Raw genomic sequence first — 26,253 nt, forward strand, 5'->3', positions numbered from 1 at the left:
CGGCGGCGCCCCGTTCACAGTGAGAGAAGCGGCTTTTCGGAACTGCGGAATTCACACGAAAACGGGGGACAGAGATCGTGAAATTGCATGGCCATCTTCGAAATCTGCGCGCCGTGCTGGCAGGATGCATTGCCGCCAGCGGTCTGGCGGCGACGGTTCAGGCGCAGGAGATGCCGAATGTGCTTGTCATCATGGGCGACGACATCGGCTACTGGAATATCTCGAAATACAACATGGGGATGATGGGGTATCGGACCCCCAATATCGACCGGATCGCCGATGAAGGGATGGCATTTACCGATGCCTATGGCGAGCAGTCGTGTACAGCTGGCCGGGCCGCCTTCATCACCGGACAATTGCCCGTACGCACTGGCTTGACGAAGGTCGGCCTGCCCGGCGCCGAGCTTGGCATGCGCCCCGAGGATCCGACATTGGCTGAGTACCTCAAATCGAAGGGATACGTGACCGGCCAATTCGGGAAGAACCATTTCGGCGACCGCGACGAGCACCTGCCCACGAACCACGGCTTCGACGAGTTCTTCGGAAATCTCTATCACCTGAACGCCGAGGAAGAACCAGAGAACCCGGACTACCCAAAGGATCCTGCCTTCCGGCAGCAGTTCGGCCCGCGCGGCGTGATCAAGGCCTCGGCCGATGGTGACATCCAGGACACCGGCCCGCTCAGCCGCAAACGGATGGAGACCGTTGACGAAGAATTCCTCGCGGCAGCGCTCGACTTCATGGATCGCGCGGTCGAACAGGAGACTCCGTTTTTCACCTGGTTCAACACCTCGCGGATGCATGTCTGGACACATCTGAAACCCGAGAGCGACGGCGTGACCGGTCTTGGACTCTATCCAGATGGAATGGTGGAACATGACGGCCATGTCGGTCAGATCCTCGGCAAGCTCGACGAGCTTGGCGTGGCGGACAACACGATCGTCATCTACACCACCGACAACGGCGTGGAGAAATTCGGCTGGCCCGATGGTGGCACGGCCCCCTTCCGCAGCGAGAAGAACTCGAACTGGGAGGGCGGTTTCCGCGTGCCGCTGCTGGTCAAATGGCCGGGCGTGATCGAGCCGGGCTCGATCTCGAACGACATTATCAGCCACAAGGACTGGTTCCCGACAATTGCCGAGGGTCTGGGCGATGCCGATCTCAAGGAACGGATGCGGGAAGGGCCCGTCTTCGGCGGGGATAACACAGCGGTCTACCTGGACGGCTACAGCTTCTACAAGCGCTTCAAGGGCGAGATGGACGAGCCGCCGCGCAACGAGTTCTTCTATTTCTCCGACGGGGGCGACCTGATGAACCTGCGCTACAACCAGTTCAAGATCGTCTTTGCCGAGCAGTTGACCGAGGGCGTCAGTGTATGGCGCTACCCGCTGGTGGAGCTGCGTTTCCCCAAGATCTTCAACCTGCGCTCGAACCCGTTCGAGCTTGACGCGGATATCGCCATCGGCCTGCACCGGTGGAATGTCGAACGAATGTTCGTGATGCAGCCAGCAATGGCCTTCATCCAGGAGAAACTGGCGACCTTCCAAGAGTTTCCGCCGCGGCAGGAGCCCGAGAGCTGGACGCTCGGTGACGTGATGGAAACCATCCGCGCCACCGCCGGAAACCACTGACCGGTCATAGACCGGCGGCGCGGGGCCTGCCCGGGCCCGCGCGCCGGATTGTTCTTTCCGCTTCCAGTCTGTGACGGACTGGAGGTGCCCCTTTCAGGAGACGGCACCATGCAACGATCACGAACGCCCTTCTACAAGACCTGGAGCCGTGTCGGCATGTTGCTCCTTGGGATAATTGCCTCGCCGGCACTCGCGCAGGAGCAACAGGCTTCTAGTTCCGCCGCGGACGCGAACAACCCGTTGGCGAACGTCACGGCGTTCAACATCCAGAACTACTACATAGGCCGTTTTACGGGGCTACCCGACGATGTGGATGGCAACCAGGTGGTGTTGCGATACGCACAGCCTCTCAGCTTCGGGAACACCAGTTGGCTGCTGCGGGCGTCTCTGCCCCATAACAGCTTCCCGGTAGACGCCGGCTTTGACCGGGTCAGCGGTGTCGGGGATTTCGACGCTTTCCTGGCTTACCAGTTCGACACGCCTCCCGGCATCAGTTTCGGCTTTGGTCCGCAGGTCGTCGCGCCAACAGCAAGCGATGATCGTCTGGGCGCCGATCAGTGGCAACTTGGCGTGGCCAATGTTTATTTCGACGGGCGTTCGCCGAAGTTCCAGTATGGCTACCTTCTGATCTATCGCGCCGGTGTCGGCGATACGCCAGAGGGCCGGACCCGGCCGAACCTTGGCGCCTTCCAACCCTTCGGTTTCTACCAATTGGGCAATGGCTGGTACACTGGCGGAGCACCGGTCTGGACGTATGATTTCTCAACCGATGATTACAATGTCCCCTTGGGGCTTCGCTTGGGAAAGGTGGTGCAAAACGGCAAGACAACGGCGAATTTCTTTGTCGAGCCGCAATGGTCCATCGCGCACCGGGGCGACGGGCAACCCGAATTCCAGATCTATGCCGCGATCAACCTGCAGTTCCGCTGACCGGGAGCTTCCAACTGCGAGGTAACCGCCCCGGCAAACGGTGTTCGGGTCGTGAGCCAGGGCGCTCGCTGGCACAACTGGCGGTGCAGCGGTCGGCCCGTTCATGGACGAGGGCATTTCCGACGAGTTGATGGAGAAAATGGCGCAATCACTCCTAGTGGGCCAAGCCATCCTGTTTCAGACCGGGGGCAGCGACAATCTCGATCTGGTTCTAGAAAAGCTCTCGTCCTTCGAGGGCGAAGTTATCAAATCCGACCTGCCGGATGAGGTGGTTGAGAAGATCAACGAAGCGCTCAAACGCCTCTGAGCGTCACTGCAGGAAGGTTTGGTGCCCAGCGTGTCCGCTGCTGGTTTGACCTCAAGAGGCTTGCAAAGTCTGCGACGGCGTGCAGCCAAAAAGCCTCTGATACTGCTTTGCGAAATGACCAAGGTGGACGAAGCCATTGTCGATGGCGACCGACTTCACCAGCGTTTCGTCGGGCGATGCTTTTATCAGGGTTTTGTGGACGTTGTTAAGCCGGTGCCGGCGCAGCCATGTTGCCGGAGACATTCCCGTGACGTCCTCGAAGGCGTAATGCAGGGTACGAAGGCTCAGGTCGAGTTGGTTACAGATCTCGGTTAGACCGATTGAATCATTGGGCTGCGACATAACCAGACCGGTCGCTTTTTTTACAATCTCGGAATATCCGTTCGTGCAACTCGCAACGTCTTGCTCGCCTTTGGCCGTTTCGACCTCCCAAATGAACCGCTTCACGAGTTGTTCTGAGAAAATCGCGATCTGGTCCAAATCTTTTGGCTGCGCTTCTCGTGAATAGCAAAGAAACTCCAGGCTCTCCCTTCGGAGCGATGCTGCCACATTAGGCGCAAGGGAAACGAAACTGTGGCTGGGGTCGTCCCGCTCTTCCCGGCTCGACATCGCTGAAACGAGCCTGTGATATTCCTCCTCAGGGACGGCTAAAATGATCAAGTCAAGCTCCTCGGGCGACACAAGGTCTGCTTCTTGGCCCGGTGCCTGAACGATGACCGTGTCCTCACAGGTCCTTGCCCCCACCCAGTTCATCGGAGCCGATTGATGCACAGGCAAGGCAACTGCGAAACTGTCCGACGGGGTGGTACCGCGATAGGCGAACTTCCGGTTCCAGCGTTCGCGAAAGATTTGCCGCGATCCGACCCGGGTCAGGTCTATGCGACCCTCGAACGGCCCCGGAGCCATTCGGGAGTACTCTTGGTCCCAGTCCGCCGATGCCTCCTGAAGCTCCTCGAACTCGTTCGTCCAAAAGGACTCGCTGTGCACTTGGCTCGCGTCCGACATCCACGCCTCTCCCGTTCCGCGCGACAAAAATGATACAGGAGCACGCCGTTCAAACCACAGGATTGCAGTTTTCGGATATCGAATTCTCGTGCCAACACGGCCGGAACAGAGCCAAATCGTCTTGGACGGGGATAATTTCCGCGGTTTCGGCCAAGCGCGAGACATCCCTTGGGAAATGGCAGAGAGGAAATCAGCATGGCTTTCGGAGTGCGTGGCGGTGTCTCCGCAACGGCTATCCTGCTGGCGTCAGTGGCCGTTGCACAGGATCATGGCGAAGGCCTTGGCGGCGGGACTCTTGCTTCGGCAGACGTCGCCGTGAACCAACCGGATTACTCACCCTTCGTCGATCAGCATATGCCGACAGACGTGTTCTGGGGCGACACGCATATGCACACCTCTTATTCGGTGGATGCCGGGTTCTTCGGAAATGTGCTCAACCCCGGCCATGCCTATCGTTTTGCGCGCGGCGAGGAACTCACCTCGAGCACGGGCAGCCGGGTGAAGCTGCACCGTCCGCTGGACTGGCTGGTCATGGCCGACCACGCCGAGTATTTTGGTCTCGCAGATATGCTGGCTGTCGGTGACCCGGCCATTCTGGAAGACCGGGTAACGAAGCGCTGGTACGACATGCGCCAGAGCGGAAACCCGGATGAAGGCATGCAGGCCTTCTACGAGGTGGTGGACTCGATCACCAAGTCGAACAACCTTGTCGAGAACCCGAACATCCAACGTACGGCATGGGACAAGACCACCGCCTTTGCCGACCAATACAATGAACCGGGTGTTTTCTCGGCTTTCATCGGGTTCGAATGGTCTTCGACCGCAGGCGGCAACAACCTGCACCGGGTCGTCATGTACCGCGATGGCGCCGACCGCGCCCGCAGTTCCGTGCCCTTCAGCGCGTTCGACTCGGACGACCCCGAAGCTTTGTGGGACTGGATGGACGGATACGAAACGAGCTCGGGCGGCCGAATTCTCGCAGCGGCGCATAACGGGAACTGGGGCACGGGTCTGATGTTCCCGGAAACCCGCAACAACGGCGAGCCAATCGACGTCGCCTACTCGGAGAAGCGGATGCGCTTCGAGCCCATCTACGAGGTGACCCAAATCAAGGGCGACGGCGAGACGCACCCTGTCGTCTCGCCAGACGATGCCTGGGCCGATTTTGGCACTTGGGACAAGGGCGACCTTGGCGGACGAAACCGTATCACCCCGGAAATGATACCGCATCAATATGCGCGCCCGGCCTTGCGCCTCGGTCTTCAGCATCAGGCCAGCATCGGCGCAAACCCGTTCAAATTCGGTATGATCGGCTCGACAGATACCCACACGTCGCTTGCGACGACTCGCGAGGACAATTTCTTCGGAAAGAACCCTCCCGCTGAGCCCGATGCAGCGCGATGGAGCCACATTTTCATGAAGGGCGAATTGGAAGGGACCGACTACTACAACTGGGAAACGCTTGCCTCCGGTCTGACCGGCGTCTGGTCCCGCGAAAACACACGCGAGGCCATCTTCGACGCGATAAACCGCAAGGAGGTCTATGCAACCACCGGTTCACGCATCACTGTGCGGGTCTTCGGTGGATGGGATTTCGAGGCGGACGAGGTCGAACGCCCGGACTTCGCCGAGCGCGGATATGCAGCTGGCGTGCCGATGGGAGGTGACCTCTCCGACGCGCCGGATGGCAAGGTGCCAACCCTGATGATCCGGACCCTGCGCGACCCGGACAATGCCAACCTCGACCGCGTACAGATCGTGAAGGGGTGGATGAACGCGGATGGCACAACCAGCGAGAAGGTCTTTGACGTGGCCTGCTCCGACGGTCGAGCAATCGTCGATCACGCCTGTGATGGCGATGTCGGGAACACGGTGGATGTGGCGAATGCCACCTATACCAACACCATTGGCGATCCGATGCTGAATGCAGTCTGGGCCGATCCGGACTTCAACCCGGCGCAGCATGCTTTCTACTACATCCGCGTGCTTGAGATCCCCAAGCCAACCTGGCAGGCACATGATGCCGCCTATTATGGCGTCGAAATGGACCCGGAGGTCCCGATGATCCTGCAAGACCGCGCCTACACTTCGCCGATCTGGTACACACCCGGTTGAATTCGTCCTGAGCCGTGTTTGCTCGAATGCAGGGGGCGCTCAGCGCCCCCTTTTCCTTTGGAACACAAAGGATGCACTGGTCTCGACCCGCCATGTCGAGCATCGCAGATTGCATATTTGGGATAATGAAAAGAGGTGCATTGATCGGCGCCCCGAAGGAACATTTTCGAAGGGGAGAACGATTCAACAAGATATGGGCCGGTCCGCGCAACGAACGCTCCCCCTTGAAACGCATTTCGAGATGTGAATCGCCCCGGGGAGATTTCGATGAATAACGCGGTTCTTGCGGCGCTCGCCTGCCTGACACTCGCCGGGGCAGAGCCCGTTTTTTCACAGCAGAGCAATGAAGATAGCTGGGACCGTTCGGTCCTGCCGATCCCGATGACGCAGTTTGAAGGGCATATCGGGCTGCGTACCGCGGAATCCGCGCTCGATTTTCCACGCCAGGTAACAGCTCCGGAAGGCGCGCCGAACATCCTTCTGATCATGCCCGACGATGTCGGCTTCGCCGCTCCGACCGCATTTGGCGGGCCGGTTCCCACGGTGGCCTATGACCGGCTGGCAGAGGACGGGCTCATGTTCACCCGGATGCACACGACCGCGCTCTGTTCTCCGACCCGCGCGGCACTGATTTCGGGCCGCAACCACCATTCCAACGCCACCGGCGTAATCATGGAGATCGGCACCGGGTTCCCAGGCTACAACTCGCTAATGCCGAAAGAAAACGGCACGATTGCAGAAATCCTGAAGGGCAACGGCTACAACACTGCCTGGTACGGCAAGAACCATAACGTTCCAGACTGGCAGTCCAGCCAGGCCGGACCATTCGATCTCTGGCCAACCGGTCTCGGGTTTGAGCAGTTCTTCGGGTTCATCGGTGGCGACACCAGTCAGTTCACACCGGCGATTTTCGATGGCACCAAGCCGATCGAGCCGCCCAATACCGAGGATTATCATCTCGACGAGGACATGGCGGATCGCGCGATCAATTATATTCGGGAACAACACGCGCTGGCACCGGAGAAGCCCTTCTTCGTCTACTACGCGCCCGGAACCTCGCACGCGCCACACCACGCCCCCAAGGAATGGATCGAAAAGTTCGAAGGTCAGTTCGACATGGGCTGGGACGCCATGCGCGAACAGATCCACGCGAATATGCTCGAAAAAGGCATCATTCCGGAAGGCACGAAGTTGACGCCGCGCCCGGAACAGCTCCGAGCGTGGGACACGCTCAACGATCAACAGAAGGAACTCTACGCCCGGATGATGGAGGTCTATGCCGGCGCGCTGTCGCATATGGACCACCAGATCAACCGCATTCTCGATGCCATCGAGGAAACCGGCGAGATGGACAACACGTTGATCATCTACCTGATGGGTGACAACGGCGCGAGTGCCGAGGGCAGCCCGGACGGGTTGCTGAACGAGATGACCTTCTTCAACAACATCATGGTGCCTTTCGAGGACACCTACGCCCGGATGGACGAGCTGGGCGGCCCGAACACTTTCGGCCATTTCCCATCCGCCTGGGCCCACGCGATGAACACTCCGTTCCAGTGGACCAAGCAGATCGCCAGCCATTTCGGCGGCACGCGCAACGGGATGATCATCCGCTGGCCGGCCGGGATCGAGGCGAAGGGCGAGGTGCGGGACCAGTTCCACCATGTCATCGATATCATGCCGACGATCCTCGAAGCTGTTGGCCTGCCGGCGCCGACCTCGATCAATGGCGTCGCGCAGTCGCCGATCGAGGGCACAAGCATGATGTACGCGTTCGATGATCCGGACGCCCCCTCGACGCGCCGCACCCAGTATTTCGAGATGATGGGCAACCGGGCGATTTACAGCGACGGCTGGGTTGCCACCACCACGCCGCCGGAAGCGCCATGGATCAGTGTCACCAAGAAGAGCGACGTGATCAATGACTGGGAATGGGAGCTTTACAACGTTGCCGAGGACTTCTCCCAGTCGATCGACCTCGCTGCGGAGAACCCGGAGAAACTGAAGGAACTTCAGCTTCTCTTCTACGGCGAGGCGGCGAAGTACAACGTCCTGCCGATCGACAATGACAAGGTCACGCGTCTTGACGTGTCTCTGCGTCCCAGCCTGACGGAGGGGCGGTCCGAGTTCACCTATTACGACAACATGACCCGGATCCCAGAAGGCACCGCGCCCGACTTCAAAAACAAGTCGCACACGATCACCGCCCATGTGGAGATCGGCAAAGGGGACACGGACGGGATGCTCGTCACGCAAGGTGGCCGCTTCGGTGGCTGGGCGCTCTACGTTCTGGGTGGCAAGCCGGTCTACACATACAACGTCGCCAATCTTGAGCGGTACAACATCGAAGGCGAGGCCCTTGCCCCGGGCAAGCACGTCATTCGATACGAGTTCGAGTACGACGGCGGCGGTGCGGGGCTTGGCGGCAACGGCAAATTGTTTGTCGATGACGTTCTGGTCGGCGAGGGCCGGGTCGAGCGGACAATGGGCTACCGCATCTCGCTGGATGAGACCTTCGATGTCGGATCCGACGCGGGCGAACCGGTGAGCGAAGACTACCACGTCCCGTTCGACTTCCCGGGCAAGCTGGAAAGGATCGAGGTCAAGCTTGATCTCGGCACCTGACAGCGGCGGGGCCGCTGGCCGGTGGGCGCGCACGCCTGCCGTCGGTCTCGACCATCCCGGGTGCTCTTTCAAGGAGCCCTGCGGCAACACAAATCCAACAGGACAGCATTCCATGAAAACACCACGTTTCGCTTTTTCAACCGCAATTGCAGGCTTGTTCTGCCTTGGAACGACGGCAATCGCCGAAGAAATCCGCCTGCAGGACATTCAGAGTGACGACGACTTCGCGGCGGCGATGCCGCTGACAGGAACGGTCGAGACCTTTTTCGGGGATTTCGAGCTGGAGCACAGCTTTCCCACCGAGGAGACAGCCGCGCGCATTTATGAACTGATCGACCATCAGCGCGCCGCACAGCTCTACCTCTGGGCGTTGCCGATCGTGGCACAGGAACGGCTTGCCCAGAACTACTTCAACAATTTCGACTTCGAGTACGGCGATTTCGTGAGGATCGAGTCATTCAACGAGCGTCGCGGGTACCTTACCGCGAACGAAACCACGAATTATGCCCTGGGTCTGCTCAACACCAGCGGTGCCGCCACCGTACTCGACGTCCCGCCGGGCATCGTCATCGGCATGGTCATCGACATGTGGCAGGAATCCCCAACCGACATTGGCATCTTTGGGCCGTTCGAGGGCAAGGGCGGCAAGCACGTCATCGTCGGGCCCAACACGCCGCAGAACATGCGGCCCGACCAGAAGAAACTTGGCGATGATTTCCAGGTCCACGAGATCGGAACGGATCGGGCCGTCGTTCTGGCGCGTGTGGCCGGGGCGGATGTCGAAACCGTTCAGTCGACGTGGAACCAGATCCAGATGTATCGCTACGGGGACGAGCCGAGCACCACAGTTCATCCGGGCCAGGACATGTTCCTGCCGACGATCCAGCCGCGTGGCCTGGCGTTCTGGAAGGTGCTACACGCCGCGATCAACAACGAGAACCTCGCCGAACGCGACCGCCTTTTCATGTATTGGCTGCGCACTCTCGGCATCGAGCGTGGCAAGCCATTTGAGCCCAATGAACAGCAGACCAATGCCCTGCTGGACGGTTCGAAGGTCGGAGAGATGATGGCGAAATCGTTCGTCTTCAGCGAACGGTTGCCCGGCGTGCTACGGGAGTATGATTGGCGCTATGTGCTCGGCGGCGCATGGGGCGATGGTATGAAATATGATCAGAGTACCCAGAACTTTGATATCTTCGATCCCCGTGCGCGCTACACCTATGAGGCGCAACTCACATCTCCATCCATGACGGTTCCCCGCCCGGGCAAGGCGCAAGGCTATGTCGCAAAATTCGAGGATTCGGACGGAGAGCGGCTCAAGGGTGAAGAGCGGTACGTGATGAAGTTCGATCGTGAACCGAAGACCGACCTATTCTGGTCACTGACGATCTACGATCCGGACACGCGCGTTCTTCTGGACAATCGCGGTCTGGAATCAGGCGATGACGTGACCATCGACAGTCTCGAACACAAGCCGAAGATGAACGATGACGGTTCCTTCGTGGTGATGCTCGGGCCTGATGCCGCCCCGGAAGGCTGGGAAAGCAACTATGTCCGCACCCTGCCGGGCCGGGGCTGGTTTCCTTATATCCGCGCCTATGGGGCGCATGCCGAGTTCTATGATGGCACGTTCCAGCTTCCGAATATCCATCGGGTGGAAACCTTCGACGAGTGGACCAAGTAGGTCCGACCGGCGTTGGGTGGCCGACGATGTGGGCCACCCAGATCGCCCAGCCGCTTTGTGCCCCCCAAACGCGAAAGGAGATCAGATGAGAGCCAGGTTTCGAACGCTTGCAACTGTCGCGTTTGCACTGTTGGCGCCTGCCGTTCAGGCTCAGGACCGGCCCAATGTCGTGCTCATGCTGGCCGACAATCTCGGCTTCGGCGATCTCAGCACCTATAACAGCGGCACGCGGGGTGGGATGGTCACGCCCAATATCGACCAACTTGCAACCGAAGGGCTGAAGCTCACGCAATTTCTCGTGGAACCGGGCTGCACGCCGTCGCGTGCGGCTTTGCAGACCGGGCAGTATTCCATCCGCAACAGCATGTCGCTTGTCATCACGCCGGGTGCGGGCGGCGGACTACAGGACGATGATGTCACGCTGGGCGAGCTGTTCAAATCGGTCGGCTACAACACGACCTATGTCGGCAAGTGGCACCTTGGCCCTGAACCAGTCAGCCAGCCGCAGAACCAGGGTTTCGACCAGTGGCTTGTCGGCTTCAAGGGCACCAGCGACTCCTCGGTCTACAGCACGAACGTCAAAGCGCTTGGCATGTCGGATGAGGCGGCCGAGGCTTTTGGAGCAAGGATTATCGAAGCGCGCGGCCCCGGCGAGCCTTCCTATGTGCGGCCCTATGATTTCGACTACCGCAAGCAGATTGAGGCCGACATTGCCGCAGTCGCCTCAGCCTATATCGCCGAACTGGCGCAGAGGGATGACCCCTTCTTCCTCATGATCGGCTGGACCCGACCGCATTTTCCGAATGACACTTCGGCGGAATTCGTTGGTAGCTCTGGCGCCGGGAAGTACGGAGATTCCGTCGTCGAGTTGGATCACCGAACGGGCGAGGTGCTCGGTGCAATCGAGAGGGCGGGCATCCGGGACAATACCATCGTCATCTGGATCTCCGACAATGGCGCGACAGTGACCGCGACCACTGTCGACGAGGTGCATCAGGGCGACAACGGGCCGTTTCGCGGCGAGTTGGGTGACGCCTATGAAGGCTCTATCCGGACCGCCGGCATGATCCGCTGGCCAGAGGCTATCACACCGCGCGATTCGAACGAGATGTTCGCCATCCACGATTTCTTTCCAACGCTTGCGAAACTGATCGGCGCCGATTTGCCCGATGACCGGCCAATCGACGGCGTAGATCAGAGCGCGTTCCTGCTGGGGCAATCCGAAACCTCTGCACGCGACAGCCTGATCACCTTTATTGGAGACCGGATCGTTGCGGTCCGCTGGAAGCAATTCCGGATGTACCCGGTCGAGATCACGACGTCGAACACGAACCCGGCCGAGGGCGGATACATGGGGATGATGCTGGAGACGGCTGGCTTCCCGCAGATCTACAATATCGAGTCCGATCCAAAGGAGCGGGTAAACCTCGCCCACGCCGGCGCCGGCTGGACGCTGCCTGCCTACATGCAATCGATCGCAACCTATCTCACGACGCTGGAGGAGTACCCCAATCCCCCTGCGCCGAACATGACCGACTTCCGATAGCATATTGCGTCACGCCCTGCGGGCGCTGATCCGACAAAGTGCCACTCGCAAGTCCTTTACACGGAGGAAAAAATGAAAGGGCTAAACTCGAGAGTATTGGCGCTTGTTGCTGCAACCGGCTTCGGCACAGTTACTGCTGCGCAGGATGTCCTGCCATCTGTGGAAGACGTGGCCGTGCCCAAGGCCGAGTATTCACCTTACGCGGACGATCACTTCCCAAATCGCGTTCTGTTCGGAGACACTCACCTGCATTCGTCCTGGTCCACGGACTCCGGATTGGCAGGCGGCACGCTCGATCAGGATGCCGGCTACAGGGTGTCACGCGGCGAAGAAGTGACCAGTCACCTCGGCTGGAGGGTCAAGCTCATCCGCCCCCTGGATTTCATCGTCATGGCCGACCATGCCGAGAACCTCGGCGTTGCGGATTTCATCCGCCGGTCCGATCCGCTGATCCTTGCCAATGAGACCGGCAAGAGATGGCACGACATGGTCAAGGCGGGGAACGGGCATGAAGCTTTCCTCGAATGGCTGCGCGCGAATGACACCGACCTAATCGATGAGCCGAAAATCCTCTCCTCGGCTTGGGATGGCGCGACGAGCAATGCCGACAAGTATTACCAGCCCGGCACCTTTACCACTTTCCACGGCTTCGAATGGACGTCTCACCCCGGTGGCAACAACATGCACCGGGTGGTCATCTTCCGTGATGGCAAGGACCGTACATCGCAGGTTCTGCCGTTTTCGCAGTACGATTCCACGAACCCCGAAGACCTTTGGGATTACATGGCCGACTACGAGGAAAGGACCGGCGGACAGGTTCTGGCAATTCCGCATAACGGGAACCTCTCCAACGGGTTGATGTTCGCACTGGAAACGCTGGACGGGCCACAATTGTCGGGCGAGGCCATTGACGCGGATTACGCGGCCAAGCGGATCCGCTGGGAGCCCCTGGCCGAAGTCACCCAGCAGAAGGGGGACGGCGAAGCGCACCCGCTTCTGTCGCCCGACGACGCTTTCGCCGATTTCGAAACGCTCGATGCGGGCAATCTGAATGGCCAGCAGGCGAAGACACCGGAGATGCTGCCGCGCGAGTATGCCCGCGAAGCGCTCAAGGTAGGCTTGAGCGTGGAATCGGAACTGGGCGTGAATCCGTTTAAGTTCGGGATGATCGGCTCATCCGACAACCACACAGCGCTTCCGACTACGCGCGAGGAAAGCAACTTTTCCAAGGCTTCGTTCGTCGAACCGTCACCGGACCGGGCCCAGCACGCGCTCATCGATGCGCCCGATCCGGCGCTGTCGGTGATGGAGGCCGACGTGGGTGCTTCCGGCCTTGCCGCGGTCTGGGCGCGCGAAAACACCCGGGAATCGATCTGGGATGCTATGGCGGGCAAGGAGACATACGCGACCACCGGAACGCGGCTGTTGGTCCGCCTGTTCGCCGGGTGGGATTTCAAGGCGGATGAAGTGGTGCGCCCTGATTTTGCACGAAACGGATATGCCCGCGGTGTACCGATGGGCGGAGACCTCAAAAACGCTCCGGACGGCGGCGCACCGACGCTGATGATCCGCGCTCTGCGCGATCCGGACGGGGCAAACCTCGATCGTGTCCAGATCGTAAAGGGCTGGCTCGATGACGATGGCAACACGCATGAAAAGATCTTCGACGTGGCCTGCGGTGAGCGGGCCATCGTCGACGATGCCTGCGATGGCGATGTCGGCAACACGGTTGACGTTGCGGATGCCTCATACACCAACACGATTGGTGAACCGCTTCTGACAGCGCATTGGATCGATCCAGAATTCGATCCGAAGCAAAAGGCATTTTATTACGTCCGCGTCATCGAGATCCCGACCCCACGGTGGACGGCCTATGACGCCAAGTTCTTCGGCGTCGAGATGCCGGAAGGCACTGCCATGCAACTGCAAGATCGGGCCTATACCTCTCCGGTCTGGTACACGCCCGAAGACTAAGAAGTGGTCGGTTGCGGCGCGACACGACCCGTGCCGCAACCACAAATCCGACCAATCATGGTCAGCATTCAGTTAAGGGAGAAACAAATGAAAAAGTTCACACGCCTCGCTGCAACGGCAATCATCGGTATTGTGGCAAGTCACGCAGTATTTGCGTCCGACGAAGTGCTCCCGTCATCTGACTCGACGTTTCGGGCTTGGGGCGAGGAATCCGGATGGAACATCCTCGTCGATGAGGGGCGCAACTCTTGCCTCATTGAGAAGATGGACGAGAACGCCAATGTCATTCAGATGGGACTAACCAAGGACCACGAGTTCGGCTATCTGGGCGTTTTCACCAAGAACGTCGACCTCGAGGGCAGGAAAGAACCCATCGTCATTTCCTTGGGTGACAACCTCTACTCTGGTGAATCCCGTCAGAAAACGAAAAACCTCGCTGACGGGTACATGGGTGGGTATGTGCTGACCAACAATCCGAACTTCGTCGAAGATATAATGAAGCAGTACGAAATGGTCGTCTTTCCCGAGGATACGTATGCGTGGATCGTGAGCCTCGACGGAACGATGAAGGCGATCGAAGCTGCTCGTAAATGCAATTTGGAAGTTGGCGGCTGATCTCGAAACGGCGACTTTGTCGTATCCTCAAGACGAGGGTACGACCCATTTGTTGTAGAGGGGAGCTTGCGGCGGCTTTGTGGTACCACTCGTCCCGCGAGTGCACTGCCCTTTTCCCTGCGGGGTCATTCGTTACAGTCGATTGCAGCCGTTCCGCGGCTGAGAACCGGTGCATGAGAACGTTGCGAGTGTGGATTTCGCCGGGTTGCCTGTCGGGTCTCCGGCCATGATTTTCTCGCCGAATGTCTTGAGACTTCCCATCCTCACCTCAACGCGACTTCGGACGTGATACCCGCTCTATTGCTACCGGAGTGGTCTGCCGAAGCGCTGCGAGACTTGCCGGATTCAGTTTCGAGCTTTGGCGGCAAGTTCATCCTCCTTCCACAATCGTCCTTTCGTGCGTACTGGAATGTTCCGCCTATGCGTTTCGCGCGATGATGGCTGGGTGGTATCTGCGCGTGTCTCACGCCGTCTTGGAAGAAGCGATCCGACTGTCGGTCAAGCCCACCTGCCTCCCCGTCACCTCGACGCAACCTGAGCGGCGCGGTCTCATTGCCCCAGAACCTCGAGCAGAACGTCTCCCGCGGCTCCAGAAGGAGGCCGGGTCTCGGCCACGGCAGATAGGGTCATAGCCACGTCGACGGTGTGAACCCGCCGCGCGACTTGTCGGGGCTTCACCCCGTGCCCCGCAAACATGATCGGAACGAAGGTGTCATACCGCCAGGGCGACCCATGGGTCACGGTCACGGACAACCCGTCCATGTCGTTGATGAACCACTCCGGCTGGAAGACGAGGTAGATGTCTCCCGAACGGTCAGGGTGGTAGTTGTTCAGCACCGCTCGCGTCAGTGCGTTGTCGGGCAAGGAACCTTCTCGCAGACGCGCGCTTGGCACTGCATAGGCCACACCCTCGAAGGAAACGAGTTCGTCGGCAATTGCGGTTTCCAGCGCAACCCGGTCGAGTTCGGGATTGTTTCGAACCGCGTCGCTCAGGTTCAGGTAAGGGTGGTCGTAACCCACGAACAGATCACCACTCAGCCCGAAACGTTCCTTGATCCGCTGCACGGCCGCAGCCGTGTTCCACTGGTCCGGCGTCACATACCCACCCGGCATACCGAGCGCGCGTAGGTGGCCGGGCGCATCGGGCGCCCCGTGATCGGAAGATAGCACGACAAGCGTGTGCTCCAGGCCGACTTCCGCATCAACGAAGCTGAGCAGGTCGGCCAGGGTTCGGTCGAGGTGAAGAAGGTTGTCCTCCGCCTCCAGGCTCGACGGTCCGAAGAAATGCCCAATGTAGTCGGTTACGGAGAAACTGACGGCGAGGAAGTCGGTCACGTCGTCATCCCCAAGCCCCTCGGCGTCAATGAGGGTCTTGGCGAAATCCGCCGTCATCTGGTCGCCGAACGGGCTGAGTGTCAGGAAGGTCGTGAAATACCGACCGTCCGCCGCGCCCATCGGGTGCGGAAAGGTACTCCCGAAGCCAGCAAAATCCGGCTTGTAGCCCTGGTCGTTGTCATTGCCGAAGAGATAGGTCTCGACCGGGTTCAACAGCTCCCAGGACTGGCCGGCATAGCTGAAGGGAAGCCGCCTAGCGTTCCATTCGTCGACCCATGAAGGATAGGCATCGTAGTAGTAGTTGCTGGTTACGAACTCGCCGGCGGACTTGGAGAACCAGAAGGCCTTCCCGGCATGTCCTGCCATGGCGACAGCCCCCCGGTCCTTGATCGACACCCCGAAGACCTTGGCGGCTCCCGCGGTATTGACCGCCAACTCGTCACCGAATGTCGAAGTCAGGATCGCGCGCGGGGAGCGTCCGTCCGTCTTTGCCGCTCTCTGGGTCGGGTCGATCTCTGTTTCGTCGTCCACATCTGCGCCACTGGTGAGGATAGAGAAGTCAGGGTCCTCGATGTTGTAGACAGTCCGACCACTCGACCGGTCGTACCAGAGATTGCCGACCATTCCGTGCGCCGCCGGATTGGCGCCGGTTGCGAGCGTCGTGTGCCCAACGATGGTCTCTGTGTTCGCGTGCGTATGGTGCGCGTTCGTGTAGTGGATCCCCGCTTCCATCAGGTAACGGAAACCGCCTTCTCCAAACTGGCTCCGGTGCCGGGCGGGCATGTCACCGCGCAACTGGTCCACGGTGATCTGGAGGATCAAACGGGGTTTCTCCTGAGCAAAACCAGCAACGGGAACCAGGCTCATTGCAATGAGAACCAGCGCTCCGGTTCTGGTCAGACCTGCCAAATCACTTCCCCCTCAAATCGAAACGTCGAGCACCAACCATGCAACGATCAATTGGACCCGGGCAAGACATCGGAGCGCAACCGTGTGACTAACGCCGATGCCTCCCCGTTTCGCGATGCTTCGCCAGACTCGGGGAACGAACGGCCCGGGTCAGTCCCATCGCCGCGGCATATATGGGGATTGCAAGGTCATGTGGATACGGCTGTATCGTTCCGACCGGCTCTCAAGCACCGGACTTGCCAAAGCTACAGAATTGCGTCCGGCACCTTGATTGAGGCATGGGTGCCACGAAGTGCTGGCGTTGTATGACGTGTCACCTGAACGAAGGTTCCCGTTTCTCCAGCTGGAGGACTCGTCAAATGTTGACGTGGCGTTGATGTAAAACGCGACAATTACAACTTGATCGGCCGAAGCCGACTTCAAGTCTCGGATACTGTGTAGGACTTTTGGTTACGGGGGTAGGATTTGAACCTGCGACCTTCAGTTTATGGGTCAACCAAAGCTTCGAAACCGTGTTGGTCCGGTTCAGAGATCGTTTGACCCAGATCGTGCTTTCTTCGGCCCTCAAATCACCTATCATCAATTGCCACGCCTGGGCGGCGGCAATGAGTCCATGTCGTCAGCGTCGCAAGCGGTCTGCTGCGTCATGATTGGCATCGACCCGGCGTGCGAGCAGATCGCATTCGCGAGTGCGCGAAGCCCTTTTGTATGTTCTTCCTCCGGGTCAGTTTCGTCGTAGTAACCTTGGAGTTTTGCAATCTCGACGAGCGCCGCGCGTTTGTCCGAAAAGCGGATTCGATTGACGCAAACGACGTCTGCTTCCTCACCCTTTTTGGTGGGTACAGTCCGTGTCACCACATCGACTGCGGCGATTGCCCCCGCAATGTCGTCATCGAGGTCGGCGACCGCTTTCAGCTTTCCGTCCGCTGTGAAGATCTTGCGGATGTCGGCGAAGCCGATCTTGGCCAGGCCCTGTAAAACCGCGTCCTGCGAAAGACGCAAACGCCGCGACCGCTCCGCCTGCGCCGCCGAAATGGCCGCCGAAATGTGAGGTTTTGTCATGTTTTCATAACCTATTTCTCTCGCGGTCTGCTGGCTATATCCGGCACGGATTGCTGCTTGCGTGGCGTTGAGATCCGTGAGGTATTCCTCGACGAACCTTCGTTGCTTGGGGGTGAGTTTCATGGTGCCCTCGTTGTTTGGTGAGTTCCGGTTGTTCTTCGTCGATCCGAGGTCGGGCGACAGCGCGCGCAGGCCAAGACCTCGATGCCGTAAAGGGCTGTGCGGATAAGGGAGCGGGCATGCGCGACGGCGCGGATTGCGGGCATCACAGTAGTCCGACAGCGCGGCATTCAGCCGCCGTGACGAGATCATCCGCGATCAAACGTCTCGCGGCGGCGGCAGTAACTCCTGACAAGAGGTAGTGTTTGCGCTGCTTTATTGCCTCAACTGTCATTGCATTAGAGGCGGTTCGGTTGGTTTCGTTGCTCATTTCGTGGCTAGATTTCTCGCTTTTTAAGATCGAATTTACGTATGCCACCGCGTCTGTTGCGCCTGCCTTTTCCGCCTTGTCTAACGCTGCGAACACGGATTGATCACCGTAGTCGCTTCGCCATTTTCCGATTACTGATCTTGCCTGCCGATCCGTGAGGCCCTGCGCGAGGAGAATCTCCACGCCGCTTTCGAAGAGAAGCTTTCGCAGGTTGACGGGGGGGGTGTCCTCTCGAAGAGAGGAAAGGTTTGGTAGTTGGAAAGGAGCTCTCCGCGGACAGTCCCCGGATGGATCTACGGAACTAACCGTGGTTGCAGGCGTACTTATATTTTTCAATGCCTTAGCGGGTTTCTCACTTCGTTTTCGATCAGATTGCCGTTTTACGTGCTGTTCGACGAAACGCGCCTCTTTTCGCAAGTTTTCGGAGGTAAGCCGACCATCAACTTCCGAGAAGAGCGGCAGGACGGCCGGTCCAATACGGGAATTCCACAAGCGCAAAGAAACGCGAGCGACCTTTGCGAGGCGGCGCGGATCGTTGGGCAAGTCGCATCCCTCGCGCGACCACATTGCGAAATTTAGCAAAACAAGGGCGCCAACCTCGTCTGCGGCGAGGAGTTGAGTATCGCGCAAGAACGAGTCGATCCATATCGGACGGGGGCGCCTGGTTCGCGCAAGCTTTGCATTGAATTCACCGTCGTCGTGCATTTCTACGAGTGCTCGACTTTGCGGCTCTCGAGCCAAGTTCTCATGTCAATTTCACGCCAACCAACCGCGCGGCGACCAATCCGCACTGGGCGGGGAAACTCGTCGCGCGCCATCATCGCGTAGATTGTCGAGCGGGACAGGCCGGTAATTTCCTCGATCGCTGTCCGGCGAAAAATCCTACCGAGGCCGTCCCAGGTAGTGTTTCCTTCCAATGTTTTTCATCCCTTTCGTGCTTGCTCTTTCGGGCACACTCAGGAACGCAAAAAACGATGGAAGGCGCAAATCGGCAAAAATGCCAAAAAATCGAGAAAGAAGCTAATCGATTGTATTTATTGCTCTATTTAATGTCCGTTGGCTGACGCTTTCGCCGAGCTCGCGCTCGACGGCGCGCAGAACAACCTTCTCTGGAATGTTGCCGTGCCCAAGCGGAAACACGCGTTTGTAGGCCGCCTGGACTCTTGGTATCATCGGCGGACGTCCCTTCCGTCGTTTTCCTGTGGTCTCAGCGCCCGACGTAACAACACCACCGATCGTAGCTTGCCCGGCGAAGGGTTCGGCTGGGCAATTTGGGGTCGGGAACAGCCCACGGAGATCGGAGAACCGAACCATGGTAGCATCGAATTCGCCGCGCGGGGATCTGAGCCGGTCCGAGTCCCAATCATGGTTGCCTGCGCGCCAGTCTTCAGGTCGGATGTCCACGAAGCGCCCGGCTGGCTGTCCTTCAACCGGATCGTGTACCAAACGCCCGATGCGCTCCGCCCTGTCGAATTCCTGCCAACCTCGGGCACTCAGTCGCCCTGCCTCCAGCGCAACAAGAAGAGCGTGACGGGCGCTCGCCAGGGGCTTGGTAAAGACCTCCTCTTGCGCGCGCGCCCATTCGTACTCCAAAACGAACGGTACGGCCTTCTCGACCGTTTCCTCGATAGCGCATTGGTGGGCGGCGTCAGAAGCGTCCCACTCGGCTTGATCGCCTGGCGGTGCCCATCCGAGGGTTTCCATGCGATCTGCACGTGCCAACCGCCGCACGTCGTCGAGGAACTCCTCCACATCCATCCCGTGCAATCCCTGCAGCGCCCGCAGGTAGCGTTGATGATCGATGTCTGTTCCAACCGCTCGAAACTCTGGCTCGGAAAACCTGTACTGACCGACGTCCCGGGTCAGACCGAGCCAGTACGCATCCTCGCCTAACCTAATATCGATCGTTGCGATGGGGCTTGCGCCGCCGTTCCCGTCATTCGGGAGATCCTCTCCAGCGTCGTCGTCAATCCACTCGGTTTTGCGCGGCGGAACCCGTCCCAGCGCGATCCATAACGCCGCTTCGGACAGGTAACAGAATTCTGCCGGCTCGATGGTCGCGTAGAGCGCGCCGACGTCGTCGCGTACATCAGGCATCAATTCTGTCCCGTGAACTGAACCACTTCGCCGCCATTCGATTCGAGGTATGTCGACCAGGCGTGCATCATCTTGCGCCGCTTCTCGAACAGGTCGGAGCGGGCATAGGCCTGTTCGACGGCGTTGCCTGTCTTGTGGGCGAGCGCGGCTTCCGCCACCTCGCGCGGAAAGTTGGTGCGCTCCTGCACCCAGGTGCGGAATGACGTGCGGAAGCCGTGAACGTCGGCGTCAAATCCGAGCTCCTTCACCAGCTTAGACAGCGTCATGTCCGACAACGCCTTTCCTCGAATGCTCGGGAACAAGAGCCCCGTGTCGTCGCGCAGCGTCGCCGCCGCGTCCAGGATCGCCATGGCGCGTGCCGATAGGGGCACCCGGTGCGGGCGCTGCATCTTCATCCGCTCTGCCGGGATCTCCCATGTGGCCGAGACCGTGTCGATTTCCTCCCAGCGTGCCAGTCGCACCTCTCCCGAACGGCTCGCGGTCTGCACCAGGAACTCCAGCGCCAGTTTCGTCGACACCCAGGCCTTCGAGGATTGGACCGTCTCAATGCAATCGGCCACATCCGAATAGCGTAGTGCCTTGCGGCGCTTTGGCTTCCGATCGGTGCGCGGTAAAGCGAGAGCTTGCGCGATCGACGGATTGTCGGTGCACATGCCCTCGGCGATGCCCCACTTGAAGACGAATGAGCACCGATAGGTCAGCTTCTTGGCAACGCCCGGTGCCTTCTCTCTGGCCGCCAGAATGGCCTGCCGCACGTCGGCACTCGTGACCTCGGGCAAAGGAACTGCGCCGAACCGCGGGAAGATGTAGGTCTCCATCGAGGACAGAAACGCCGCCCGGTCTTTGGGGTTCTTCCAGGTCGGAGAAAGCTCTGCGTGGGTTTTTCTGGCAGCCTCTTCGAATGTGAGGATGGCCCGCGCTCGTCGTTTCTCGCTCAACGGATCTCCGCCGCCGCGCGCGAGACGCTTGTTCTCGATGGCCTCCTCCCGTGCGGCGGCCAGGCTGACAATTGGAGGGCTCCCCAGGCCAAGCTCGCGACGCTTGCCGCGAATGGTGATGCGCTGAACCCAGAAACGCCCGCCTGTCGGCTTCACCAGAAGAAACAGACCCGTGCCCTTGCCGTCGTGATACTTGCCGGGTTGGGCGACATGCTTGACGAATGCGGCGGTCAGGCCCGTTCCAGATTTGTTCAGGTATCCCTCTTTCGCCATCTCGTTCCCCCTAGGGATGCCGGAACGGACGGGAACACTCATGAACGATTTGGAGCTAGATGGGAAAAAAACACATTGAATCTAAAGAAGTAGATGAACATCGCCGGAACCTCGTGTAACAACATATGGCGCTCCCAGCGCGCCAGCGATTTCAAAGGGTTAGGCCGCAGCGCCTAACCCTTTTTCTTTCTCTTTGGGGATCCACATCCTGGGGAACGAGCAGGGTAGCTTGCGGCCGACAACATGCCGCATCCAAATTGCCGGCATCCGTATCCGCGGCCTGCGTTCAATCGGATTCGCCGGAATATCCGGACACGACACGTAGTGTATTGCTGCGATCCGGTTTCTACAGCTCTCGTTGGGAGGCCGTTGCGAACCATGAAACGACTGTCGCCTCAAGTCGGTCAAGATGGTCCGGCGGCATCCCCTGCGCCCGCTTGCCTATCCGATTGGCGAGCATTTCCGCGTCCTCGCCGATTATGAAATGGACGAGCGACACGCCCATGGCATAGCTCAGCTTCAGCAATGTCACAGTATTCGGGTTCTGCGATTTGCCGCTGCGTATGTCGCGAACGTCGGGAGCAACCGTGCCAGTTCACCCCCCCAAAGTGAGAGAGCGGACTCGCAATGTCATCGAGATAACGCTGCGAGTTTCTGGCAATTGCACATTCGCCCTGACCGCGCTCCGCCCCCTAGGAAGCGCTAGCTGCAACGCAAGAACTACGCCGCGACCAGAAAACCTGGAAAGTAATTGTTATTTATAGATATTTTGTGACTACCCAAAAATGATTCACCTTGTCATCGCCGACTCAATTCATATCGGCGGACAAGGATCAGGAGATGGACATGTTGGAAGAACGCGTTTGCGCGAGTGATTTCGCAATGCGCGATGTTTCGGAGTTGCACCTGCAGGCGCAACACCTGCGCGGCCTGTTGTACGCGCTCACAGAGTTTGAGCCACATGATAGACGTCGGACGAACGTTCCCGGCTTTAGCGCTACGCTAGCTCCGACGCCGTGGTACGATCGATGGCCCGCGTGCGATGCCCCTCTTGAGAGGCTCGCCGAAATCTGGTGCGCGTTCCGATGCGTGTTCTTGATTATGGTGATGCGGCGGTTAGGCGCCGGCTGCGAGCGTTCCTGAACGCTACGCGCGAAGTTTCCCGCATCCGGTCACGTATCAAAGGCCTCTTGTCCCGAACTGGTAGGTACGGCGTTCGCGATGAGCGCGGTCAGGATCGGGCATGCACACGTCGCGACCGTGAGCGGAGACGAGCCTCTCGTCCAGGTCCCTTCGACCGAACTGGCAAGGCGCCCCCACCTCCGGGGCGCCACTACGTCACCTGGCGATGGACTGTTGCTTCAACAGGAAGGCATCGACGGCTGCCTGCGTCTCGGGGCGCAGGTTCTCGATCCCCTCGTAAGGCACGCCGCGTGCCGGGCCGGTGTCGGGATATTTCTCCTTGCGCGCCTTGTGGCGGCCGAGAATGCGGACGAATTCCTGCCCGCCCCAGGCGCCGACCTCGGTGGACACAGGGTATTTCTCATGCGTGTCTCGGAAGATGTCGTAGAAATCGGCGAGGATCGCGCTTTCCCCGGCACCCGGGAGGTTCAGCTTCAGCTGATCCTTCACGATCGCCTTGGGCGTCGCCACCGAATAGACGATTACATGATCCCGACGCCCTTTCGACTCATCGTCCATCAGGATCGCCGCCGATTGATCGACCCCATCGACAAGCCGGTCGCGCGGGATCGCATCGCTCGCACCTCCGAGGCGCGCCAGCGTCGTATACAGGTCGGAGACGTGGATGATGTTGTTCACCAGGGAATCCGCAGGGATCATCCCCGGCCAGCGGATAAAGGCATCGACGCGGATGCCCCCCTCGGTCGTGTCGCCCTTACCTCCACGGAAGATCATCGGCGTGAAGCCCGATTGCGGGGAGTATTTGGTGAAATGCCCGTTATCGCCCATCAGGACAACAATCGTGTTGTCGGTCACGCCCAGCCTGTCCATCTCGTCGAACAGATCCCCGAGCCAGCGGTCGAGCAGCTGCATCTTGTCGACGTAGAGCCCGCCATTGGGGCTCTCGGGGCCGGTCCGGCCGGTGCGGGTATTGTGCAGGGGGATCATTGGCCAGTACTGCAGGAAGAACGGCGTCTCGCCTTCGGATAGCCGCTGCAACTCCTCCAGGGTCTTGTCCTGGAACGCCTCGTTCATCTCGTCGTATTTCGCGGTGTTCCAGCGCTCGCCCGGCTGCATTCGAATCTCGCGGATCGGGCCGCCTGCCTCCCCTTCGATCACCGTCGCCATGGCGGAAGCATCGGGGCGGAACAGGGTATCGAGCGTATAGGTCGCCTCGAAATCGGAAATCCCGACGGAGACCTGCTCGCGGATCGCGTCATCGTGGAAGATCGTCAGCTGCCCCTGCTGGTGGATGGCGTGCTGGGCATAGTCGAAGCCCTGGTTCATCGCCCAGCTCTCCGGGATGTCGCCCATATGCCATTTGCCGACATGGCTGGTGGCATAGCCCGCGGACTTGAGCACTTCGGCCAGCGTCACCTCTTCACCCGGAAGCCCGAACCCCGCAATGTCGACCGTGGTGTCGCCCATGCCGATCCGCACGGGCAGCCGTCCGGTCATCTGGGCCACCCGCGTGGGCGTGCAGGAGGGCTCGGTGTACATCCGCACCATCCGCATCGCCTCGTCAGAGAAGGCGTTGATATTGGGCGTCTCGTAGCCCCGCACCGCGTTCAACTCGGGAATGCCCATATCGCCGAAACCCAGGTCGTCGATCAGGATGCTGAGGATATTGGGCGGCTTGCCGCCATTGCCCTCCCGGAATGTCGCGAGCATCTCGTCGACGGCCGCATCGTCCGCGGCCCATTGCTCTGCGTGCTGCGCTTCGAGGATGTAATACTCGGCATCGTGAATGATCGGCGCGTCCTGCGATTGCGACACGCTGGCCGTCATCGCGAGAATCATGGCCACGAAGGGGGGTTTCATCATCTTGGAGTCTCTCCTCGTGGTTGGCGAGCGCCGATGCTGGGCGTGCGTTGTGGCCTCGGGGCGCGTCGGGTTAGGCTGCATCTTCCGCTCCGTTTGACGCAGGATCGCCCACGCGGTTGATATCCGTGTGCCGAAAGAACTCGGCCCAGACGTGCCAGAACAAGCCCGCCTTGACATCGGGCGAGCGGGCAAGCTGGTGGCCGTCGGAGGTCTTTCCGAAGAAATCGACCTCCGCCACATCCGCGCCCGTATCGTTGATCCAGACGTTGAGGCTCTCGTAGAGCGGGCTCCAGGAGACGACGAGCGCCTGCCCGCCAACCACCGCGTTGACGGTGTTGCCCTGAGCGACCACGAAATCATCGGTCCAGCAGGTCGCGTCCGAGCCGATATTGACGCCCCAGACATAGGTCTTGGTCGGCAGGCGCGGGTCCACAGGGTGTTCGAGGTTCTGCATTATCGGCTTCGCCTCGGTATGGTGCTTCTGGATCGTCGCGGTGAAGGCCAGTTCCATCGCGAAGTCGAGCAGCCTGAGGAACGGGTTTGCGGGCGGCTTGTTGAGGAACACCGTGCCCTCGGGATAGGCCTTCTGGAACCCCCGGAAGGTCATGCGGAAAGTCGGCCAGGGCTGCATCGCGAGGCTCTGGCGTAGCGGGCAGACCGGCCCGTCGGCTGATGTGTCGGCATCCCTGGCCCGGAACCCGTAGATCTGCTGGATCGGCTCGCCGGTGTTGTTGTCCCGCAGGACGAGGTTGTTGCCGTGCTGCGCCAGCACCTCCAGTTCGATCTTCTCGCCCTCTACCTCCGGCGTCATGCCAAGCCCGAGATTGGCGATGGCACAGAAGGTCATAACGACATTGGAACCTTCGAGCCCCTCTTCCGTCCCGGCAAGGTGCGGGCGCATGATCTGGGATTGCGGATGCGCGCGCGCCACGCCGTTCTTCTCCAGCACGATGACCTGCGTGGTCGGGCTGACAAATTCCCTTGCCTCTTCAATGCTGTAGTACCTGGCCGTGTCTTTCTGGTTGCGAAGCCCCTTGTGCACATAGACCCAGACGAAAGCGACCAGCGCGCCGGTGAGCACTGTCGCCGCCCAGAACAGCCAACCGGGGCCCGCACCGAAACCGAGATGTGCAATCGCCGACACGAGCCACGCACCGCCCCCAATCGCGAGGAACTGGTACTCGTTGCGGATGAACCGGTCGACGTTGACCCGCTTGGTCTTCATGACCAGTTGCGGAATGTCCCCGAGGTCTCGGAAATACAGCAGGCCGATGGTCAGGGAGATCAGCAGGCCGGCATAGAACAGAAGACTTCCAATCATGTCTCAGACCCTTTCGGTTGGCCAGTTTCGCGCGAGGGATAGGTCCTCGGCCCTTTGGAATGCACGCTGAGGTACCCCCGGATTTCCTGTTCCAGCCCCGTGAGGCTTTCGTGGATGTCCGGCAAGATGGGGTCATCGGCGGCGCAGGGCAGCAATCCCAAAAGGGTCTCGTAATCGCGGCAGATCTCGGCAAAGACGAGGTTCTCTCCGCGCAGACGCTCGATCTCGTCGGCATGATCAAGAAACTTGCGTGTCCAGGCCTCCATGGCTCCCTCTCCATTCGGCGCGACGCACGCCTCGTCCTGTTCGCCTTCGGGACAACTATCGGTGGAGAATTCCTGCACGTGTAGGTATCTTGGAGTATGTTACGCCGTAACATGCACTGATTTCATGGGCTTACGGTCGAGGCTATGCGGAGAAACCCTTGTTTGGCGGCAAAAGGAAAAAGCC

19 protein-coding genes and 2 pseudogenes are annotated in these 26,253 nt (G+C 59.8%); 9 read left to right on the top strand and 12 right to left on the bottom strand.

Annotated elements, in window-relative coordinates; genetic code table 11:
- Positions 1-77: 77 nt before the first annotated feature.
- The 3 genes and pseudogenes from ARC39_RS09035 to ARC39_RS09045 all read left to right on the top strand — a co-directional run.
- Positions 78-1,631: an arylsulfatase gene (locus ARC39_RS09035; RefSeq protein WP_236545181.1), complete on the top strand. Its 1,554-nt coding sequence runs from the start codon at positions 78-80 to the stop codon at positions 1,629-1,631.
- Positions 1,632-1,739: 108 nt separating this feature from the next.
- Positions 1,740-2,561: a hypothetical protein gene (locus ARC39_RS09040; protein WP_236545183.1), complete on the top strand. Its 822-nt coding sequence runs from the start codon at positions 1,740-1,742 to the stop codon at positions 2,559-2,561.
- A gap of 73 nt (positions 2,562-2,634) precedes the next feature.
- A pseudogene (locus ARC39_RS09045) lies at positions 2,635-2,868 on the top strand (DUF1269 domain-containing protein); the annotation flags it as partial.
- Positions 2,869-2,919: 51 nt separating this feature from the next.
- Here the strand turns inward: ARC39_RS09045 and ARC39_RS09050 are convergent.
- Positions 2,920-3,873, bottom strand: coding sequence for a helix-turn-helix domain-containing protein (locus ARC39_RS09050; RefSeq protein WP_068113355.1), 954 nt, complete (start codon positions 3,871-3,873; stop codon positions 2,920-2,922).
- Positions 3,874-4,068: 195 nt separating this feature from the next.
- On the opposite strand from ARC39_RS09050, the gene ARC39_RS09055 reads away from it, so the two are divergent.
- The 6 genes from ARC39_RS09055 (at position 4,069) to ARC39_RS09080 (ending at position 14,432) form a co-directional block, all read left to right on the top strand.
- Positions 4,069-5,988, top strand: coding sequence for a DUF3604 domain-containing protein (locus tag ARC39_RS09055; protein ID WP_068113357.1), 1,920 nt, complete (start codon positions 4,069-4,071; stop codon positions 5,986-5,988).
- Positions 5,989-6,255: 267 nt separating this feature from the next.
- Positions 6,256-8,613, top strand: coding sequence for an arylsulfatase (locus tag ARC39_RS09060; protein ID WP_068113360.1), 2,358 nt, complete (start codon positions 6,256-6,258; stop codon positions 8,611-8,613).
- Between the two features lie 112 nt (positions 8,614-8,725).
- Entirely contained in the window at positions 8,726-10,297 is a 1,572-nt protein-coding gene (locus ARC39_RS09065) for a DUF1214 domain-containing protein (protein WP_068113363.1), read from the top strand.
- An 85-nt stretch (positions 10,298-10,382) separates the two neighbouring features.
- Positions 10,383-11,843, top strand: a complete 1,461-nt coding sequence (locus ARC39_RS09070; RefSeq protein WP_068113366.1) for a sulfatase-like hydrolase/transferase — start codon at positions 10,383-10,385, stop codon at positions 11,841-11,843.
- 72 nt (positions 11,844-11,915) lie between these two features.
- Positions 11,916-13,817, top strand: a complete 1,902-nt coding sequence (locus tag ARC39_RS09075) for a DUF3604 domain-containing protein (RefSeq protein WP_068113369.1) — start codon at positions 11,916-11,918, stop codon at positions 13,815-13,817.
- Positions 13,818-13,904: 87 nt separating this feature from the next.
- A complete protein-coding gene (locus tag ARC39_RS09080; protein ID WP_068113372.1) occupies positions 13,905-14,432 on the top strand; it encodes a hypothetical protein in 528 nt (175 codons plus the stop codon).
- Positions 14,433-14,589: 157 nt separating this feature from the next.
- On the opposite strand, the pseudogene ARC39_RS26175 reads toward ARC39_RS09080, so the two are convergent.
- From ARC39_RS26175 to ARC39_RS09130, 11 genes and pseudogenes are all read right to left on the bottom strand, one after another.
- Positions 14,590-14,895 (bottom strand): annotated as a pseudogene (locus ARC39_RS26175) (IS5/IS1182 family transposase); the annotation flags it as partial.
- An 86-nt stretch (positions 14,896-14,981) separates the two neighbouring features.
- Positions 14,982-16,589, bottom strand: a complete 1,608-nt coding sequence (locus ARC39_RS09085; RefSeq protein WP_201455736.1) for an alkaline phosphatase family protein — start codon at positions 16,587-16,589, stop codon at positions 14,982-14,984.
- 666 nt (positions 16,590-17,255) lie between these two features.
- Positions 17,256-17,861, bottom strand: coding sequence for a terminase small subunit (locus ARC39_RS09090; protein ID WP_068113375.1), 606 nt, complete (start codon positions 17,859-17,861; stop codon positions 17,256-17,258).
- A gap of 142 nt (positions 17,862-18,003) precedes the next feature.
- Positions 18,004-18,873: a DUF1376 domain-containing protein gene (locus ARC39_RS25260; RefSeq protein WP_078059169.1), complete on the bottom strand. Its 870-nt coding sequence runs from the start codon at positions 18,871-18,873 to the stop codon at positions 18,004-18,006.
- A 2-nt stretch (positions 18,874-18,875) separates the two neighbouring features.
- The gene (locus ARC39_RS25265) at positions 18,876-19,085 is read right to left on the bottom strand and encodes a helix-turn-helix transcriptional regulator (protein ID WP_078059170.1); all 210 of its coding nucleotides are present in this window, start codon (positions 19,083-19,085) and stop codon (positions 18,876-18,878) included.
- Positions 19,086-19,188: 103 nt separating this feature from the next.
- Positions 19,189-20,265, bottom strand: coding sequence for a hypothetical protein (locus tag ARC39_RS09100; protein ID WP_068113382.1), 1,077 nt, complete (start codon positions 20,263-20,265; stop codon positions 19,189-19,191).
- The gene (locus tag ARC39_RS09105; RefSeq protein ID WP_068113385.1) at positions 20,265-21,476 is read right to left on the bottom strand and encodes a tyrosine-type recombinase/integrase; all 1,212 of its coding nucleotides are present in this window, start codon (positions 21,474-21,476) and stop codon (positions 20,265-20,267) included. Before ARC39_RS09105 ends, ARC39_RS09100 begins: the two co-directional genes overlap by 1 nt.
- Positions 21,477-21,822: 346 nt before the next feature.
- Positions 21,823-22,008, bottom strand: coding sequence for a hypothetical protein (locus ARC39_RS09110; RefSeq protein WP_068113388.1), 186 nt, complete (start codon positions 22,006-22,008; stop codon positions 21,823-21,825).
- Positions 22,009-22,814: 806 nt separating this feature from the next.
- Entirely contained in the window at positions 22,815-24,482 is a 1,668-nt protein-coding gene (locus tag ARC39_RS09120; protein ID WP_068113403.1) for a sulfatase-like hydrolase/transferase, read from the bottom strand.
- 70 nt (positions 24,483-24,552) lie between these two features.
- A complete protein-coding gene (locus ARC39_RS09125; RefSeq protein WP_068113406.1) occupies positions 24,553-25,803 on the bottom strand; it encodes a DUF3179 domain-containing (seleno)protein in 1,251 nt (416 codons plus the stop codon).
- A complete protein-coding gene (locus ARC39_RS09130; RefSeq protein WP_068113409.1) occupies positions 25,800-26,069 on the bottom strand; it encodes a hypothetical protein in 270 nt (89 codons plus the stop codon). The genes ARC39_RS09125 and ARC39_RS09130 overlap by 4 nt, the downstream gene beginning before the upstream one ends.
- Between the last annotated feature and the right edge of the window lie 184 nt (positions 26,070-26,253).

Source organism: Tropicimonas marinistellae, assembly GCF_001509585.1.
Classification (GTDB): domain Bacteria; phylum Pseudomonadota; class Alphaproteobacteria; order Rhodobacterales; family Rhodobacteraceae; genus Tropicimonas; species Tropicimonas marinistellae.